Source organism: Dokdonella sp. (genome assembly GCF_039926425.1).
In the GTDB taxonomy this organism is placed as follows: Bacteria; Pseudomonadota; Gammaproteobacteria; order Xanthomonadales; family Rhodanobacteraceae; genus Dokdonella_A.
On the sequence record NZ_JBDSWZ010000201.1, the window covers coordinates 14,202 to 30,187 of the forward strand.

The 15,986-nt window shown below is 63.7% G+C and carries 13 protein-coding genes; 6 read left to right on the forward strand and 7 right to left on the reverse strand.

Going from position 1 to position 15,986, the window contains the following annotated elements:
* Nucleotides 1–253: 253 nt before the first annotated feature.
* Entirely contained in the window at nt 254–1,141 is an 888-nt protein-coding gene (locus tag ABIV12_RS11865; protein ID WP_348059528.1) for a DMT family transporter, read from the forward strand.
* A 102-nt stretch (nt 1,142–1,243) separates the two neighbouring features.
* On the opposite strand, the gene ABIV12_RS11870 is transcribed toward ABIV12_RS11865, so the two are convergent.
* The 3 genes from ABIV12_RS11870 to ABIV12_RS11880 are packed head-to-tail and all read right to left on the reverse strand — an operon-like array spanning nt 1,244 to nt 4,906.
* A complete protein-coding gene (locus ABIV12_RS11870; RefSeq protein ID WP_348059506.1) occupies nt 1,244–1,939 on the reverse strand; it encodes a phosphatase PAP2 family protein in 696 nt (231 codons plus the stop codon).
* The gene (ispG, locus tag ABIV12_RS11875) at nt 1,929–3,179 is read right to left on the reverse strand and encodes a flavodoxin-dependent (E)-4-hydroxy-3-methylbut-2-enyl-diphosphate synthase (RefSeq protein WP_348059530.1); all 1,251 of its coding nucleotides are present in this window, start codon (nt 3,177–3,179) and stop codon (nt 1,929–1,931) included. Before ispG ends, ABIV12_RS11870 begins: the two co-directional genes overlap by 11 nt.
* A 2-nt stretch (nt 3,180–3,181) precedes the next feature.
* Nucleotides 3,182–4,906 carry a hypothetical protein gene (locus ABIV12_RS11880; RefSeq protein ID WP_348059508.1) on the reverse strand — a complete coding sequence of 575 codons (1,725 nt, stop codon included), beginning with the start codon at nt 4,904–4,906 and terminating at the stop codon, nt 3,182–3,184.
* A gap of 159 nt (nt 4,907–5,065) precedes the next feature.
* On the opposite strand from ABIV12_RS11880, the gene ABIV12_RS11885 reads away from it, so the two are divergent.
* The 3 genes from ABIV12_RS11885 (at nt 5,066) to ABIV12_RS11895 (ending at nt 9,583) form a co-directional block, all read left to right on the forward strand.
* Complete coding sequence (locus tag ABIV12_RS11885; protein ID WP_348059510.1) at nt 5,066–6,520, forward strand: phospholipase D-like domain-containing protein; 1,455 nt, start codon at nt 5,066–5,068, stop codon at nt 6,518–6,520.
* A gap of 142 nt (nt 6,521–6,662) precedes the next feature.
* Nucleotides 6,663–8,018 (forward strand): exodeoxyribonuclease VII large subunit, encoded by a 1,356-nt coding sequence (gene xseA, locus ABIV12_RS11890; RefSeq protein ID WP_348059512.1) that lies wholly within the window; start codon nt 6,663–6,665, stop codon nt 8,016–8,018.
* A 134-nt stretch (nt 8,019–8,152) separates the two neighbouring features.
* Nucleotides 8,153–9,583: an aldehyde dehydrogenase family protein gene (locus ABIV12_RS11895; RefSeq protein WP_348059514.1), complete on the forward strand. Its 1,431-nt coding sequence runs from the start codon at nt 8,153–8,155 to the stop codon at nt 9,581–9,583.
* Between the two features lie 39 nt (nt 9,584–9,622).
* Here ABIV12_RS11895 and ABIV12_RS11900 read toward each other — a convergent pair whose 3' ends face one another.
* The 4 genes from ABIV12_RS11900 to ABIV12_RS11915 all read right to left on the reverse strand — a co-directional run bounded on the left by ABIV12_RS11900 (nt 9,623) and on the right by ABIV12_RS11915 (nt 12,488).
* Nucleotides 9,623–9,973, reverse strand: a complete 351-nt coding sequence (locus tag ABIV12_RS11900; RefSeq protein ID WP_348059516.1) for a hypothetical protein — start codon at nt 9,971–9,973, stop codon at nt 9,623–9,625.
* The gene (locus ABIV12_RS11905) at nt 9,970–10,407 is read right to left on the reverse strand and encodes a hypothetical protein (protein WP_348059518.1); all 438 of its coding nucleotides are present in this window, start codon (nt 10,405–10,407) and stop codon (nt 9,970–9,972) included. The genes ABIV12_RS11900 and ABIV12_RS11905 overlap by 4 nt, the downstream gene beginning before the upstream one ends.
* A 61-nt stretch (nt 10,408–10,468) precedes the next feature.
* Nucleotides 10,469–10,894, reverse strand: a complete 426-nt coding sequence (locus tag ABIV12_RS11910) for a DUF1801 domain-containing protein (protein WP_348059520.1) — start codon at nt 10,892–10,894, stop codon at nt 10,469–10,471.
* Between the two features lie 148 nt (nt 10,895–11,042).
* On the reverse strand, nt 11,043–12,488 hold the full coding sequence (locus tag ABIV12_RS11915) for a wax ester/triacylglycerol synthase family O-acyltransferase (RefSeq protein WP_348059522.1): 1,446 nt from the start codon (nt 12,486–12,488) through the stop codon (nt 11,043–11,045).
* 209 nt (nt 12,489–12,697) lie between these two features.
* On the opposite strand from ABIV12_RS11915, the gene ABIV12_RS11920 reads away from it, so the two are divergent.
* Nucleotides 12,698–13,894, forward strand: a complete 1,197-nt coding sequence (locus ABIV12_RS11920) for a cation:proton antiporter (RefSeq protein WP_348059523.1) — start codon at nt 12,698–12,700, stop codon at nt 13,892–13,894.
* A 96-nt stretch (nt 13,895–13,990) separates the two neighbouring features.
* On the forward strand, nt 13,991–15,751 hold the full coding sequence (locus ABIV12_RS11925) for a DUF885 domain-containing protein (RefSeq protein WP_348059524.1): 1,761 nt from the start codon (nt 13,991–13,993) through the stop codon (nt 15,749–15,751).
* Nucleotides 15,752–15,986 lie beyond the last annotated feature (235 nt).

A 15,986-nucleotide genomic window follows, 5' to 3' on the forward strand; every position in this document is an offset into this window, starting at 1 on the left:
CGGTGAAGGCACGACGAGCGTAACGGACGCGCAGGCCACTCCACAATGGCAGGTCGAATGCGGTTGCGTCGGGAGTCCGACCATCAGCGGGGGACGTTCCGTCCCGCATTCGGGCACATCGCGACCTGGGTCGTCCCAAGCGTCTCGGCCATCGCGCATGTCGAATGCTAGACTTCAGCTCGCGTCCTCCGACACCCTGCCCGCCCCCGTGAGCGTGATCCCGACTGCGCTGGTTCCTACCACCGCGCTTCCAGTGCGTGCCGTCCTGCTGATCATTGCGAGCGCCTGCAGCTTCGGCGTGATGGCGATTCTGATCCGTTACGCATCACAGTCGCTGCATGCGTTTGAAATCGCGTTCTTCCGCAGCCTGTTCGGCGCGATCGCCACGTTGCCGCTGCTGATGCGCCATGGGCGGGGCGCGCTTCGCACGAACCGCTTCGGTTTTTACGTGCTGCGTTGCGCGATTGGCACCGTTGGAATGCTCGCCGGGTTCTGGGCCATCGCGCATCTTCCGCTTGCCCAGGCCATCGCGCTCTCCTATTCATCACCGCTGTTCGTCACCATCGGTGCGGTGTTGTTTCTCGGAGAAATCGTGCGTGCGCGGCGCTGGAGTGCAGTCGTTGCCGGATTCATCGGAGTCCTCGTCATCGTGCGGCCCGGGACCGACCAGTTCACTTCCGCAAGCCTGATTGCGCTGCTCGCCGCGGTGTCGACCGGAACCGTGACGATCAGCATCAAGTTCCTGTCGCGCAGCGATCCGCCCGATACCATCGTGCTCCTGACCACGTGGCTGTGGGTTCCGCTGTCGTTACCCGCTGCATTGCTGGTCTGGCAGATGCCGCCGGCACCACTGTGGCCATGGCTCATCGTGATCGGCATCCTCGGCACGCTCGGCCAGTACTTCTGGACGCATGCGCTGCGCATGGCTGACGCGTCGATGCTGGCGCCCTTCAGCTACCTGCAACTGGTCATCGTGTCGGTGCTGGCGTGGTGGGTGTTCGGCGAGACCCTGGACCGCTACACCGTCCTCGGTGCGGCGATCGTCATCGGCGCCAGTCTCTACATTGCGCGGCGAGAAGCGAACCTCGCGCGCCAGCGTCAGAGCGAACCGATCGTCAGCGCGGTCGAACCGCAGATCTGACAGCGTCATCCATCAGCCTTCTCCACGTCGCGGCCACCGCAGGCGAGGTTCGACGACGCCGTGCAATTCGTCGCAGACGGCGTGCTGTTGAAGCCGCGAGACTCAGCGATCTGCGTTCCATGGCCGGCTGGATGGAAACACGACTGCATAGACCGCGAAGGTCCACGCCGCAGCCGCGGTCCATCCGGCGAGGATGTCGGACGGATAGTGGACACCGAGGTAGAGGCGCGACAGCCCGACCAGCAGCACGAAGACCGTCGCGCCGACGACCGCGCGCCATCTGGCGCGCGTGGCCCAGAACAGCAGCACGACCACGCAGGCGAGCGTCATCGAACCCATGGCGTGCCCACTCGGAAAACTGTAATTGCCTTCGGGTGCGATCGATTCCCACAGACTTGGACGGTCGCGTGCGAACAGGCGTTTCGCCGCGAGGTTGAGCAGTGCGGAGCCGCCGAGGGCGAGGCCTGCGAAGAGTGCTTCGCGCACCCGACGTGTCCAACCGAGCCATCCGACCAACGCAAGATCCACAGGGATTACGCCGTACAGATACCCGAGCGCCGCGACGACGATGAAGAACCGGTCGAGGCCCGGGGCAGCGATCGAATGCGCGAGTTCGAGGGCCGGCAGATCGAAATGGAAACCCTCGCCTTCCCTCAGCCCATGCGCCAATGCGCCGAATCCGGCGAGCGGCAGAAGCACACCGAGAAAGACCAACGCCAGAAGAAGTCCATGCCGGCGCAGGAATGCCGCGCCAAAGCGCGCATCCTCGCGAACAACCTGCGCAATTTCAGTCGGCATGCATCCGTGGCGTGTAGCGGCGCGCAACGTAGTCTTCCACCACTCCGACGAACTCGTTCGCAATGTTGGCGCCGCGCAATGTCATCGCCTTCGCGCCATCGATGAACACCGGTGCGGAAGGTGCCTCGCCAATGCCGGGCAGCGAGATGCCGATGTCGGCATGCTTGGACTCGCCCGGCCCGTTGACGACGCATCCCATCACAGCCAGCGTCAGGTTTTCGACACCGTCGTACATCAACCGCCACTCCGGCATCTTTGCTCGAACGTGATCCTGCACGGTCTTGGCGAGTTCCTGGAACAGCGTGCTGGTGGTGCGGCCGCAGCCCGGACACGCGGTGACCAGAGGCGTGAATGCGCGCAACCCCATGGTCTGCAGCAGTTCCTGCGCGACGATCACTTCGCTGGTGCGCGACTCGCCCGGTTCGGGCGTCAGCGAGATGCGGATGGTGTCGCCGATGCCTTCCTGCAGGAGCACGCCTAACGCGGCGGTCGACGCAACGATGCCCTTCGAGCCCATGCCCGCTTCGGTGAGGCCGAGGTGCAGTGCGTAATCGCAGCGCGCGGCGAGGTCGCGGTACACCGAGATCAGTTCCTGCACGCCGGACACCTTGCACGACACGATGATGCGGTCGCGACCCAGTCCAAGCTGCTCCGCCCGTGCCGCCGAGTCCAGAGCCGAACGGATCAGCGCCTCGCGGCCCACACGCGCCGCGTCCCATGGCACGGCGCGCGCGTGGTTTTCATCCATCAGCGCCGCGACCATCGATTGATCGAGTGAGCCCCAGTTCGCGCCGATGCGCACCGGCTTTGCGTAGCGAAGCGCGAACTCGATGATCGTCGAGAACTGCACGTCTTTTTTCCGTCCAAATCCGACGTTGCCGGGATTGATACGGTACTTGGCCAGTGCCTCGGCGCACGCCGGCTCGCGCTCCAGCAGCTGGTGACCGTTGTAGTGGAAGTCGCCGATCAGCGGAACGTCGCAACCCATCATGTCGAGCCGCTCGCGGATGCGCGGGACGGCCGCCGCAGCTTCCGGCTTGTCCACCGTGATGCGGACGAGCTCCGAACCCGCACGTGCGAGTTCAGCGACCTGCCTGGCCGTGCCGACGACGTCGGCGGTGTCGGTATTGGTCATCGATTGCACGACGATCGGCGCAACGCTGCCGACGACAATCGGGCCAACGGAGACGGGAACGCTGGAGCGGCGCGCGGCGGCTTCGTGCAGCGACGCGGAGGACATCGTCAAGTTTCAAGCTCCATCGGAATGGGTTGCGCCAACGCCGCCGGCACGTCCGCCATGGGCAGCGCAAAATACTGGTAGATGCCGGTCGCTTCGATCACTCTCAGCCCGTGTTCCTGGCGCGTGTGAGCGGCCTTTGGCGGACCGATGATATCCGCCGGTACGGTCAACTCGATATCGCTGGTCTCGCGATCGATCTCGGTGCTGACGATCAGCGAATCGTAGTCCTCCTCGCCCATCGTTGCGGGTGACGCCAGCAGCAGTCCGCGCATTGCACTGCGCGGCTTTCCATGGATCGCGCGCACCCCGACCGCCAGCGCGCGCCGGGCGAGCAGTTCGATGCCGGCATCGACGCGACCGATCTCGTCGATGCGAATCCAGCGAATCACCCCGACCATCCAGTCCGACTTCGCGTCGGGATTGGCTTCCGGCAGCGCGAAGGCAACGAGTTCACCCACCCTCGCGCGCACGTTGTCGCCCGCGGCGCCCCGCTCCCACACGACGCGATACCCGCCGAGACTCTGATCGAGCACACGCGCCGAGAGCCGGGTGGAGCGGACATTTTCGCTGGAGCCGTGGCGCCAGGTGGGCCCGCGATCCGCGTCACTCAGGCTGATTGCATGACCGGACACGCGGCGCATGAACCCGTCGAAATCCGCCGCGCCAGCGAGTACGACATGCGCGTCGTGCAGACCGAGCACGGTGTCGAGCATGTAGCCCCCACCGAGCCGCGCATGGACGCGCTCTCCAAGATTTCCGAGTGCCGCGACAAAGCGCCTGAGCAGCGCGAGATCGACCTGCAGGGTCGGTCCGCCGCGCTGCCGCAGGGCCACCGTGCGGCCGCCATCGGGCACGCTCGCAATCTGCGATTCGACGAACGCGAACAGACGCTCCAGATGAAGCACGAGTACATCGCGCTGAGTCGCAACACGCTCCTCCGGCAAGTAACCCGGACCCCGATCGGCGTCCACATGCAGGGTCACATCGCGAAGGCCGGCCGTCCCGTTGCGCAGATCGCAAAACGGCGCCAGCGCGCGCGTGAACGCGAACATGTCCACTTGCTCGCGCTGCGTGGACCGGTATGGATTGGCGAGCGCGAACAACAGCGCGTGTCCATAGGCCTCGCGCGCATTGAGCTCGACCCCGATCGACGCATCGTCGACCGAACGATCGTCGAGGCGCAGCGAGGCGATGAATCCATAGACGTCGTGCAAGGCCTGCCATGCGCCAACTGGCGGCGTCCGATACAGAAGGCACGCCTTGGCGAGATGCTCGTCCGCATGTCGCAGCGCGCGCACTGCGGCAAGAGCGACCTGTTTTCCACGCAGCAGAGGCACGCTGCCGGAAGGCGCGCACACTTCCGCGAGTGCCAAGCGGTAGCCGAGCGCCAGTTCGGCCTGGAAACCGAGCGCAAGATGACCGAGTTCGACCTTGTGCGGGGGAAGCGGAAAGCTGGCGCCCACGATTTGCTTGTCGGCGACAGCAGCAAGCTGGATGACTGCAGGACGAAGAATCTCCAACGCATCGAGGCGTCGGGGGCCTTCAAGGCGTTGTCGATTGAGCTCGCGCAATCCGTCGAGGAGCCGCTGCGCGGCGACCATGAAATTGGCCACCGGCAACGCATCGATCCAGGTCCGCAGCGCACGTTGTTCGGTCGCGAAACCGCCCTTTTCCAAAGCACGACGCTCCGGAAGATCGCGGGTCACTCGACGATAGGCTTCGGTCATGGACGCCTCCGGTGCAGCGGGAACCAGCAGCGGCGCTGGCGCGGTCGAGGATCAAATTATACGGGCAGCGCGTCCGCGGATCGCCATCGGCGAGCCAACCGACTGCAAACGACCGGCGATCCGGTCGAAAGCGTGGACGCGGACGGTACACTCTCGCCGATGACCCCTGTCCTTCCCCTGTCACCCTCCGATTCCGCGTCGTCCGCGCTTCGTCAGCTGGCAGAGCAGGCGTTCAGTCGGGCGGCGGGCGCACCACTGGTCGAAGGCAATGCGGTCGACCTGCTGATCGACGCCCGCGCGACCTTTGACGCGTGGCTGGCAGCGATCCGGGCTGCGCATACGTCGATCCTGTTCGAAAACTACATCTTCACCAACGATGCCACTGGCCGCGAGTTTCGCGACGCGCTGGTCGAGCGGGCGCGCGCGGGCGTGCGCGTCTTCGTCGCTCGCGACTGGCTCGGCTGCATTGGCCAATCGTCGGCGTCGTTCTGGCATCCCCTCATCGAAGCCGGCGGCGAGGTGCGCGTCTACAACCCGTTGCACTGGAGCAGCCCGTTCGGCTGGATCTCGCGCGACCACCGCAAGCTGCTGGTGGTCGACAACACCATCGGATTCGTCGGTGGCATCTGCGTCAGCGGAAAATGGCTCGGCGATCCGGCGCGCAAGATTGCGCCATGGCGCGACACCGCAGTCGCCGTGCGCGGGCCTGCCCTTCTCGGCATGGTGACCGCGTTCGCCGATGCATGGCGGTCGATGGGAGAAACGCTGCCGCAGGAAGTGATCGACGCCGGCAGGCGCTGTCTCGTCGCTGGCCATACCGACCTGCGCGTGGTCGCGACAGTGCCGAACATCGCAGGGCTGTATCGTCTTGACCAGTTGATCGCGGGCATGGCACGCACCAACCTGTGGCTGACCGATGCGTACTTCGTCGGTGTCGCGCCGTATGTGCAGGCACTGATCGCGGCGGCACGCGATGGCGTCGACGTGCGCCTTCTGGTTCCGGGAACCAGCGACATCCCGGCAGTCGGATCGATGTCGCGCGCCGGCTATCGTCCGCTGCTCGAAGCGGGTGTGCGGGTGTTCGAATGGAATGGGTCGATGCTGCACGCCAAGACCGCGGTGGCTGACAGCCGCTGGGCGCGTGTCGGCTCGAGCAATCTGAATATTTCCAGCTGGCTCGGCAACTGCGAGATCGACGTCGCGATCGAGGACGAAGAGTTTGCGCGGACCATGGAAGCGCAGTACCGCATCGATCTGGACAACGCGACGGAAATCGTGTTGAAGATGTCGCGCCGTTCGCGCGCGACGGTGAGCGGCGGGAATGACCGGCCCGATGGCGGGTTGCGACCACGCGCGCAAGGGGGCAGTTCAAGTCGCGCGGCCGCGGGCGCGTTGCGCCTCGCCAATACCGTGAGCGCGGCGATCACCAACCGGCGCGTGCTCGGCAGCGCCGAATCCGGACCGCTGCTCGGCGCTGGCATCGTTCTGCTGGTCGCATCCACGCTTGCATTGGTGTGGCCACGGGTCGTCGCGTGGCCGCTGTGCGCACTGGCAATCTGGGTCGGGCTGAGTCTGGTCGCGCGTTATTTCAAATTGCGCCATCGCACGGACTGATCTGCCGCGGCAGGTCGATCGCTCTGTCAACCGTTGCCCGGGTTCGAGCGTTGGAGCAGACTGCAACGTCCCTGCGGGATCGATTCGACGTCCGACACGCGACGCCGCGAACCTGCTCCGACCTGCGCTTTCCTTCGAACCGATGTCAGAATCCGAGTCTTCCACTTCCGTTGTACGCGAGGTGTACACGCCCTCTGCGCTGACGCGGTTCGTGCGCGACCTGCTCGAGGACACGCTCCCGCTCATCTGGGTGGAAGGCGAGATATCCAACTTGTCCAGACCGGCATCCGGGCATCTGTACTTCACGTTGAAGGACACCGGCGCGCAGGTGCGTTGCGCGATGTTCAAGCCGCGCAGCACGTGGCTGCGCTTCAAGCCGGTCGATGGAATGCGGGTGCTTGCACGGACGCGGGTCAGCCTGTACGAGGCGCGCGGCGAATTCCAGTTGATCGTCGAGTCTCTGGAGGAAGCTGGCGAAGGCGCGTTGCAGCGCGCATTCGAGCAACTGAAGGCACGTCTTGCCGCGGAAGGTTTGTTTGACGCGGCGGACAAGCGCCCGCTTCCGACGTTGCCGCGTCGCATCGGGGTGATCACCTCACCCACCGGCGCGGCCATCCGCGACGTACTGAGCGTACTCGCCCGGCGGTTCCCGATGGTCGACGTGGAGATTCTACCGGTGCCCGTGCAAGGCAAGGACGCGCCCGCGGCAATCGTCGCGATGCTGGCTGCAGCGTCGAAGGCCGCTCGACACGACGTGTTGCTGTTGACGCGCGGCGGCGGCTCGCTCGAAGACCTGTGGGCCTTCAATGACGAAGCCGTTGCGCGCGCGATTCGGGCAACGTCGATTCCGGTCGTTGCAGCGATCGGACACGAGATCGATTTTTCGATTGCCGAATTCGCAGCAGACCTGCGTGCACCGACCCCTTCCGCTGCCGCCGAGCTGCTGGTGCCGGAGGCGACTGAGCTGTCACGAAACGTGGCTCGCCATCGACAGCGCATCGAACAACTCGTTCGCCGTGCGCTGGAGTCGCGCGTGCAGCATCTCGACCACCTGATGGCGCGCCTCGGCACGCAGCGCCCGCAGGCACGACTCGCACGGGCGGACGAGCGTCTACTCAACGTGCGTCAGCGACTCGTGCATCGCATTGAAGGCGCCCTCGATCGCCGTACTTCGCGTCTGATGCAGGCGCGTACGCGATTGCTGGGACAGCATCCGACGGCTCAGCTGGCACGCATCTCCGACCGCGTGAGCGCGACTCGCGAGCGATTGCGAGTCAACATGGAGCGCCAACTCGATCGACGTGTGCTGCGCCTCGGACAACTCGCGCGCACGCTCAACGCGGTCAGCCCGCTGGCGACACTTGATCGCGGGTACGCGATTCTTTTCGAACGCGAATCGGGTCGCGTCGTTCGCTCGGTGGACCAGGCACGCGAGGCTGGAACCCTGCGAGCACGGGTAGCGGACGGCGAAATGGACGTGGTGGTCGACCCCCGTTGAGCGTCCGTTCGGTGATCGGCGTCCATGCTTGGCATCCCCGCAGCGCACACCAACCAACCTGACCAGCGCGTTTCAGCCCCCACCTCACGCGATGCGATTGAAGCGTGATACTCGCCCCATCGCCGGAGACTCCGATGCTCGCGAAGACCTATCCGTATTACCTGGCAAACACTGCGACATCGCCGAACACTGCCCTCGAAGTCACCGACAAGTATTCGGGCAAGGTCGCAACCCGCGTTGCTCTGGCCGATGCGAAAACGATCGACAAGGCCATCGCCGCCGCGGTCAAAGCGGAGACGCCAATGCGTCGTCTGCCTCCGCATGCACGCCAGAACATTCTTGAACACTGTGTCGCCCGCTTTCGAGAGCGTCACGACGAACTCGCAATGGCGCTGTGCATCGAAGCGGGCAAGCCGATCCGGGATGCCGAAGGCGAAGTGACGCGACTGATCGACACCTTCAAGGTCGCCGCGGAAGAAAGCGTGCGCATCGACGGTGACGTGATGAACCTCGAAATTTCCGAACGCTCCAACGGCTACCGCGGCTTCGTGCAACGCGTGCCGATCGGCGCGTGTTCGTTCATCACGCCGTTCAACTTTCCGTTGAACCTGGTGGCCCACAAGGTTGCCCCGGCGATTGCCGCTGGCTGCCCGTTCGTTTTGAAACCGTCCGGAAAAACGCCGGTCGGTGCGTTGATCATCGGCGAAATCCTCGCCGAGACCGACCTTCCGAAAGGGGCGTTCTCGATATTGCCCTGCTCCGTCGACGACGCTGACGCGTTCGTCACCGACGAGCGGCTGAAACTTCTGTCGTTCACCGGCGGGCAGATCGGCTGGGATCTCAAGGCAAAAGCCGGCCGCAAGAAAGTCGTGCTCGAGCTTGGGGGTAACGCCGCTTGCATTGTCGATGCCGACCAGAAGCGGCGGCTCGACGATGTCATCGACCGGCTGATTTTCGGCAGCTACTACCAGTCGGGCCAGAGTTGCATCAAAGTACAGCGGATCCTCATCCACGATTCACTTTACGAGACCGTACGCAGGCGCTTCGTCGCTGCAACGAAACAGTTGAAGGCAGGTGATCCGAAGAAGCGCTCCACCTTCCTCGGCCCGCTGATCGACGAAGCCTCGGCGAAACGGCTCGAATCGTGGATCGACGAAGCGCGCACCAGAGGCGCGAAGGTGCTCTGTGGCGGCGGGCGCAAGGGTAGTCGCCTCGAAGCGACGGTGCTCGAGAAGGTTCCGCCGGATGCGAAAATCAGCGCACTGGAAGCGTTCGGCCCCGTCACCCTTCTCGCTCCGTTCAAGCACTTTGACGACGCGTTGGCGCAAGTCAACGCGTCCGACTACGGACTCCAGGCCGGCGTCTTCACGCAGGACATCAGCCACGCAATGCAGGCGTGGGACACGCTGCATGTGGGCGGCGTGATCATCAACGACGTTCCGAGCTTCCGCGTGGACAACATGCCCTATGGAGGCGTCAAGGGATCCGGCATTGGTCGCGAGGGCATCCGGTTCGCCATCGAGGACATGACCGAGCGGCGATTGATGGTTCTGCGAGACGTCTGACTGCTCCGGATCCGCGAGAAAGACCCAGCCTTGCGGCGTCTAACCTTCGCACGTCCACGCAACCGGCGGACACGTCACTATCTGCCCGGCCGATTTGCCTCGCGTCGCCATCGGGTTGTCGCAGACCGCCACGACCTTTCCGGTCACGTTGTTGAAATACGTCGGCGATGCATCGGCAATTTTCGTCGGATCGTAGGCGATTCTCACGAGGTCTCCGCAGAATACCGGCGCGGCGAGTGCGTCCTGCGCCCAGCCTGCCGCTTCCTGCGCCACATCCGGATGCAATGCCGGCGCAGCGTGACAGCCTCCGAACCACAGCACCACGAAGACGCCCCACAAGAAGTACCGCGCGATCGGATTGCCCTGCCCTTCACGCGCAGAGCGAGTCATGACGTCAGCTCCGCTGCGTCGATTGCCACCTGCGAGATCCAGTTGCGTTGACGCCGCGCAAGACGCGTCCCGATATCCTCTCCGTCGACATTCGACGACGATCGGACCACCATCTGCTCATCGACGCCGCGCAACGCAGTCACGTTGACGACCGCAAAGCGAGCGCGTTCGATCGTGCACGACGCGAGGGGAACCACTCCGCAACGCCCGCACACGCGAAATTCCGCCGTCTGCGTCCCGAATTCATACGACGCCACGAGCGCAGCATCACGGATCCGCACGACCAGTTTGGCAGCAGGATCGGAGGTCCATACCGCGCCATGCGCGGTGCAGAACGAGCAATCGCAGGCGCGCGCCGGAATGCGTGTCGCATCGGTCGGCCAGTCAAGGATGACGCTGATGTTGCCGCAATGGCACCCGCCCTGGAACTGCATGTGCGCTCCTGCAATCAAGTCCGATCCGGTATCGGTGACCGTCGATGTGTCCCGAAATCCCTCAACCGCCCGCTTCGTGCGTCTGTCTCGTGTGCGCGACCGACACAGCGACCATCTGCTGCAGCACCGTCGTATCCACATCCCCAAGAGTGCGGATGTAGATGCAGGCTTTCCCCGACTTGTGTTTGCCGAGCTTTGCGAGGAACCCTTCTCGATCGGGGAATTCACCCGAAAGATACACGCTGATGTCGCCCTTGCGAGACGAGAATCCCACCAGGCATGAATCGCCTTCGCGGCCACTTTCATATTTGTAGTGATAGCTGCCGAATCCGACGATGCTCGCGCCCCACATGACCGGTTCCTCCCCGGTCGCCCTGGTCATCAGATCGACAAGTGATTCGCAATCGGTACGTCGTCGCTCTTCGCCAATGGCCGCAAGATAACTCTCGACCGTAATCCGCGTCGCTTTCGTTTTGTTATCCGCCACGTCCGTCTCCCGTGCGTTTCTCAAATCGACCGCAAGCAAGCGCCGATGGAATGATCCGTTGACGTACCCACCTCCCCCGACATGGCGCACCGGGTTCCGGAATGGCCACGATGTCGTGAGGACTGCGATTCCATCTCGAGGTGTGCGCTCAAAGGTGACGACGGAGAGTCGCTTCGGCGTCACCTGCGGCAATCTCCTCGTCCCAGTCCTCCATCAACGCAATCATCAGCAGCTTCTCGAATTCCTCTGCGAAGAGTTTGACGATTGCGTCGGGATCGGACACGCGTTTGCTGTCGCCGATCACGCCGAAGTGCACGCGACCGTTGTAGCTGAGGATCGAGAGGCCCAGCCCGATCGAGCCGGTTTGCGGAACCCACACCATCAGCTCGCGCACTTCGACGCCCGCCATGAACAGCGGTTGCTGTGGGCCGGGAACATTCGTGGCCACCGCCGTTGCCTTGCGACTGAAGAGTTCGAGTGCGGGGCCCTGCAGCGCCGCGGGAGCCATGCCAAGCGCAGCAAGCAATCCGAATGCAACGACGGCCTGGCGACGACCCTTGAGGTCGCGCATGCTCGCAGCGACGCGTTCGAGCCGACGCAGCGGATTTGCTTCGCCGATCGGCAGGTCGAGAAACACCAGTCCGAAATGGTTTCCCAGCTTTTTGGCGTGCTCCAACCGACGAAGGTTGACGGGCACGGTCGCGCGAATGGTGAGCCCGTCGACGTCCTCGCCACCGTCGCGCAGATAGCCGCGGATCGCGCCAGCCGCACACGCAAGCAGCACGTCGTTCACGGTGCATCCGAGCGCCTTGCCAAGCGTCTTTACTTCCTCCAGCGGCAGCGGTTCCGCCCAGGCGACGCGTTTGGCGACACCGAGCGGTCCTTTGAGCGCAGTTGGCGGATCGTCGGACAAAGTGAGCGCGATCGCCAATTCACGGGTGATCTCACCGCCTTCGTGGGCCAGTTCCGCCGCGACGGCGGGATCGGCCATCATCTGCGAGACCTTGGCCCAGGTTTTTTCACCTGCGGCGAGCATTTTCTGCAGACCACCCTGCATCGGCTCGAGCAGACGCTCGAGCACGGTGCCGCGATCGCGTTTCAGCCAGGTCTTCGCGAGTTCGGCATGCGCTTCGGGTGTGGGCGCGGTGTCGGTCAGCGACAACAAGACCTGCACCAGCGCAAGGCCGTCCGCATAGCAGTGATGGATGCGCGCGACCAGAACGCCTCCGCTTTCGCCGGATGGCGCGTTGTAGCCCTCGATCAGATGGAATTGCCATAGCGGTCTCGACGTGTCGAGCGCAGACGAGGTCAACTCGCTGACGAACCGCTCCAGCTCCGGCTTGTCCGACGCACCCGGCAGCCGCGCAACGCGCACATGCCAATCGATGTCGAAATCGACATCGGTTTCCCAGAACGCGCCGGACGGTCCCATCACGGCCTTCTGGCGGAATCGGCGGAACGCAAGGAAGCGTTCGGCGAGTACCTGCCTGATCGCGACCGGATCGATCGGTGCAACAAACATCATCACCCCGCAGATCATCATGCGATTGGTGGGGCGCTCCATACGCAGCCAGGCCGTGTCGACCTTGGACATCGGCTCGCGCGATCCGTGTTCGCCGTCCCGCATCTGCCACTTCTCCCATCTCGCGAATCGACGCCGTAGCATCGGTGCGTGACCGACAAAAGGCAATGCGGGCGCGCGGCGGGACAGAAAACCTCGCGAGCAGCGTCGACCGGACTGCTCGCGCGCGACGCAGGCGCTGTGCAATAGTCCCGGTCGACTTCCGACCCACCACGTCTGACATGCACGAAACCGGCGCGATCCTGCTCACCCTCTTCGCCATTTTCGTCGCCGCGCAAATCGGCGCTGAAATTGCGCAGCGCCTGAAGCTGCCCGGGGTTGTCGGCGAAATCGTCGCGGGTTGCGCGATTGGCCCCTCCGCACTCGGGTGGATCCAGCCTTCGCAGATCGCCGCAGGCACGCCTCTCGACGTGCTGGCCGAGATCGGAGTGGTGCTGCTGCTGTTTTCGGTTGGCCTCGAAACGCGACTCGACGATCTGAAAAAGGTGGGCCGCAGCGCGTTCCTGGTCGGAGTGCTCGGAGTCATCATTCCGTTTGCACTCGGCTCGCTATGGGCGCACGGCAACGGGTTCGATTGGACGAAGTCGCTGTTTGTCGCAGCGGCGTTTGTCGCCACGTCCGCCGGGATCACCGCGCGCGTATTGCAGGAGCTTGGTGTGCTCGGCCGCATCGAAGCCAGGGTGATCCTCGGCGCCGCCGTGATTGATGACATCCTGGCGATGCTGCTGCTCGGCGTCGTGACGTCATTGCAGGCGGGCGGAGGAGTCAACTTCGGCAGTCTTTTGTTCGTGCTGGTGCAGGCGGTCGGCTTCGTCGTCGTCATCGGCTGGGTAGGTACACGCGTGATGCGTCAGCGCGCACACTGGCTCGACCAACCGATCAATCCACATTCCGCACTCACTATCGCATTGGCAATTTGTCTCGGGCTTGCGTATCTCTCGACCGAGTTTGGCCTCGCTGCGATCATCGGCGCTTTTCTCGCCGGCATGATCGCCTCGGAGATGCACCAGCGCGAAGAACTTGAACATCAGATGCAGCCTCTTCTTGCGTTGCTGACGCCCTTCTTCTTCGTTGTCACAGGTGCAAAAATCGAACTCGCCGTATTTGCCCAACCCGCAGCGCTCTGGATGCTGCTGGTCGTCACCGTCATTGCAATCGCGTCCAAATTGGCCGGCGGATTCCTCGGCGCGCTATCGCTCGGCAAGCGTAGCGCTCTGATCGTCGGCGTCGGCATGGTGCCGCGCGGCGAAGTTGGCGTGGTCATCGCCAGCCTCGGATTGGTCGCGGGCGTATTCTCCAACGAGATCTATGCGGTCATCGTCGCCATGTCGCTTCTCACCTCGATCGTCACTCCTCCGGTGCTGGCGATGTTGCTGAAACACCAGCAGGACGAGCACATCGGAACCCCTTCGGCGTAGCGGAATCGAGTCCCCGCTCGAGGACGAAAGGCACTGGACGGTCTGAGCGCGCGCCGCCACCATGACGGTTCCCGCTGCCTGACGGAGATTCTGACGATGATCCAGCGTTTCTTGCCCCTGCACTTTGCGCTGGCTGCGCTGTTGTCCCTTTCTGCGGCACCAGCGTTCGCAGATGGGACGGACGGAAACGCCCGGTTGGCGACCCTCGCCGACGAGTTCTTCGACTCGTACTATTTCCCGACCAACCCGACCATCGCAACGCAGGACGGCATCCACGCGTACGACGATCGGCTGGAAGATTATTCGCGCGCAGGCATCGATCGGCAGGTGTCGGCCCTGCAGGCATTCGAGACGCGCGTGTCGGCGATCGACACGTCCACGTTCGATCCGCAGCACCGCGGCGACCGCGATCTGCTGCTCAACACGATGCGGGGAACTCTTCTGACGTTGCAGACGATCCGCCCGTGGGAGAAAAATCCGGATATTTACTCCGGCGGCATCACGAACAGCGCGTTCGTGATCATCGAGCGCAAGTTTGCATCCGCCGAGGAGCGGCTGCGGAAACTCATCGCTCGCGAAAAACAGATGCCTGCTGTGTTGCAGGCGGCAAAGAGGAATCTGCGGAATCCGCCGAAAATCTATACCGAGATCGCGCTGGAACAGATGCCCGGACTGATCGGCTTCTTCAAGGACGACGTGCCGGCCGCGTTTGCCGACGTCACCGACGCCGATTTGAAAAAGACGTTCACCGAATCGAACGGCGCGGTGATGAAGGCGCTGGGCGACTACGAGATCTGGTTGAAGACCACGCTGCTTCCCGCATCGAAAGGCGACTTCCGTATCGGTGCCGAGACCTACCGCAAGAAACTGCTCTTCGACGAAATGGTCGACACGCCGCTCGCGCGGCTGATTGAAATCGACCTCGCGGACCTGCGCAAGAACCAGGCCGAATTCGCGCGCGTCGCGAAGGAACTCGATCCCGACAAGACGACGGCGCAGGTACTCGCCGATCTTGCGGCCGATCACCCCGAACCCGGCAAATTGCTGGAAAGTTTCCGGTCAACGTTCGACGGCCTGACCCGGTTCATCGCGGAGAAAAAGATCATCAGGATTCCGTCGACCGTGCGTCCGATCCTCGAGGAGACGCCGCCGTTCATGCGCGCGACCACGTTCGCGTCGATGGACACGCCCGGGCCGTTCGAAGCGTCGGCGAAGGAAGCGTATTTCAACGTGACGCTGCCCGAGGCCGGCTGGGATCCGAAGCGCACCGCGGAGTTCATGGCGCAGTTCAACGACCCGGTGATCAGCAACGTCGCGGTCCATGAGGCGTATCCCGGCCACTATGTGCAGTTCCTGTGGATGCACGACGTGAAGGATCGCGTTCGCAAACTCCTCGGTGCTGCAACCAACTCGGAAGGCTGGGCCCATTATTGCGAGCAGATGATGCTCGATGAGGGTCTGGCGCAGTCGGTGTTTCCGAACGACCCACGTCAGCAGAAGCTGCTGAAACTCGGTCAGCTGCAGGATGCCCTGCTGCGCAATGCGCGCTTCTACGTCGGCATCAAGCTGCACACGGGCGAGATCACCTTCGGGCAGGCAATCGATTTCTTCGTCAAGGAAGGATTCCAGTCGAGGGCGGTCGGGCTGGTCGAAACGAAACGTGGAACATCGGATCCGACCTACCTCTATTACACGCTCGGAAAGCTCGAGATCCTCAAGCTGCGCGACGACGTGAAGGCAAAGGAAGGCGCCGCCTTCACTCTGGAGTCGTTCCACAACCGCTTCATGCAGGAAGGCTTCGCGCCCATCCGCATCGTGCGGCGCGCGATGCTGAAGGACGAGTCTCCGACACTTTGATGCAAAGATCGAGTTGTCGAACGACGTGCCGTTTTCGTCGGCCGGACGCGCACTTTGAGGCCGGCGCTCTTCTCCAGGTCCCCAAGGAACTGCCGGCCGACCTGCAGTCGTCCAGCCTTGTATTGTGGATTTGCCTGAGTCGCCCTCGGGCAAAGGGTGGGCGGATGCCGTGTCCAGCCTTGGTTGCTAGACCGCTCCGTAGATGGTGCAGCGCCCACCCGGTTTTGAACTTGCG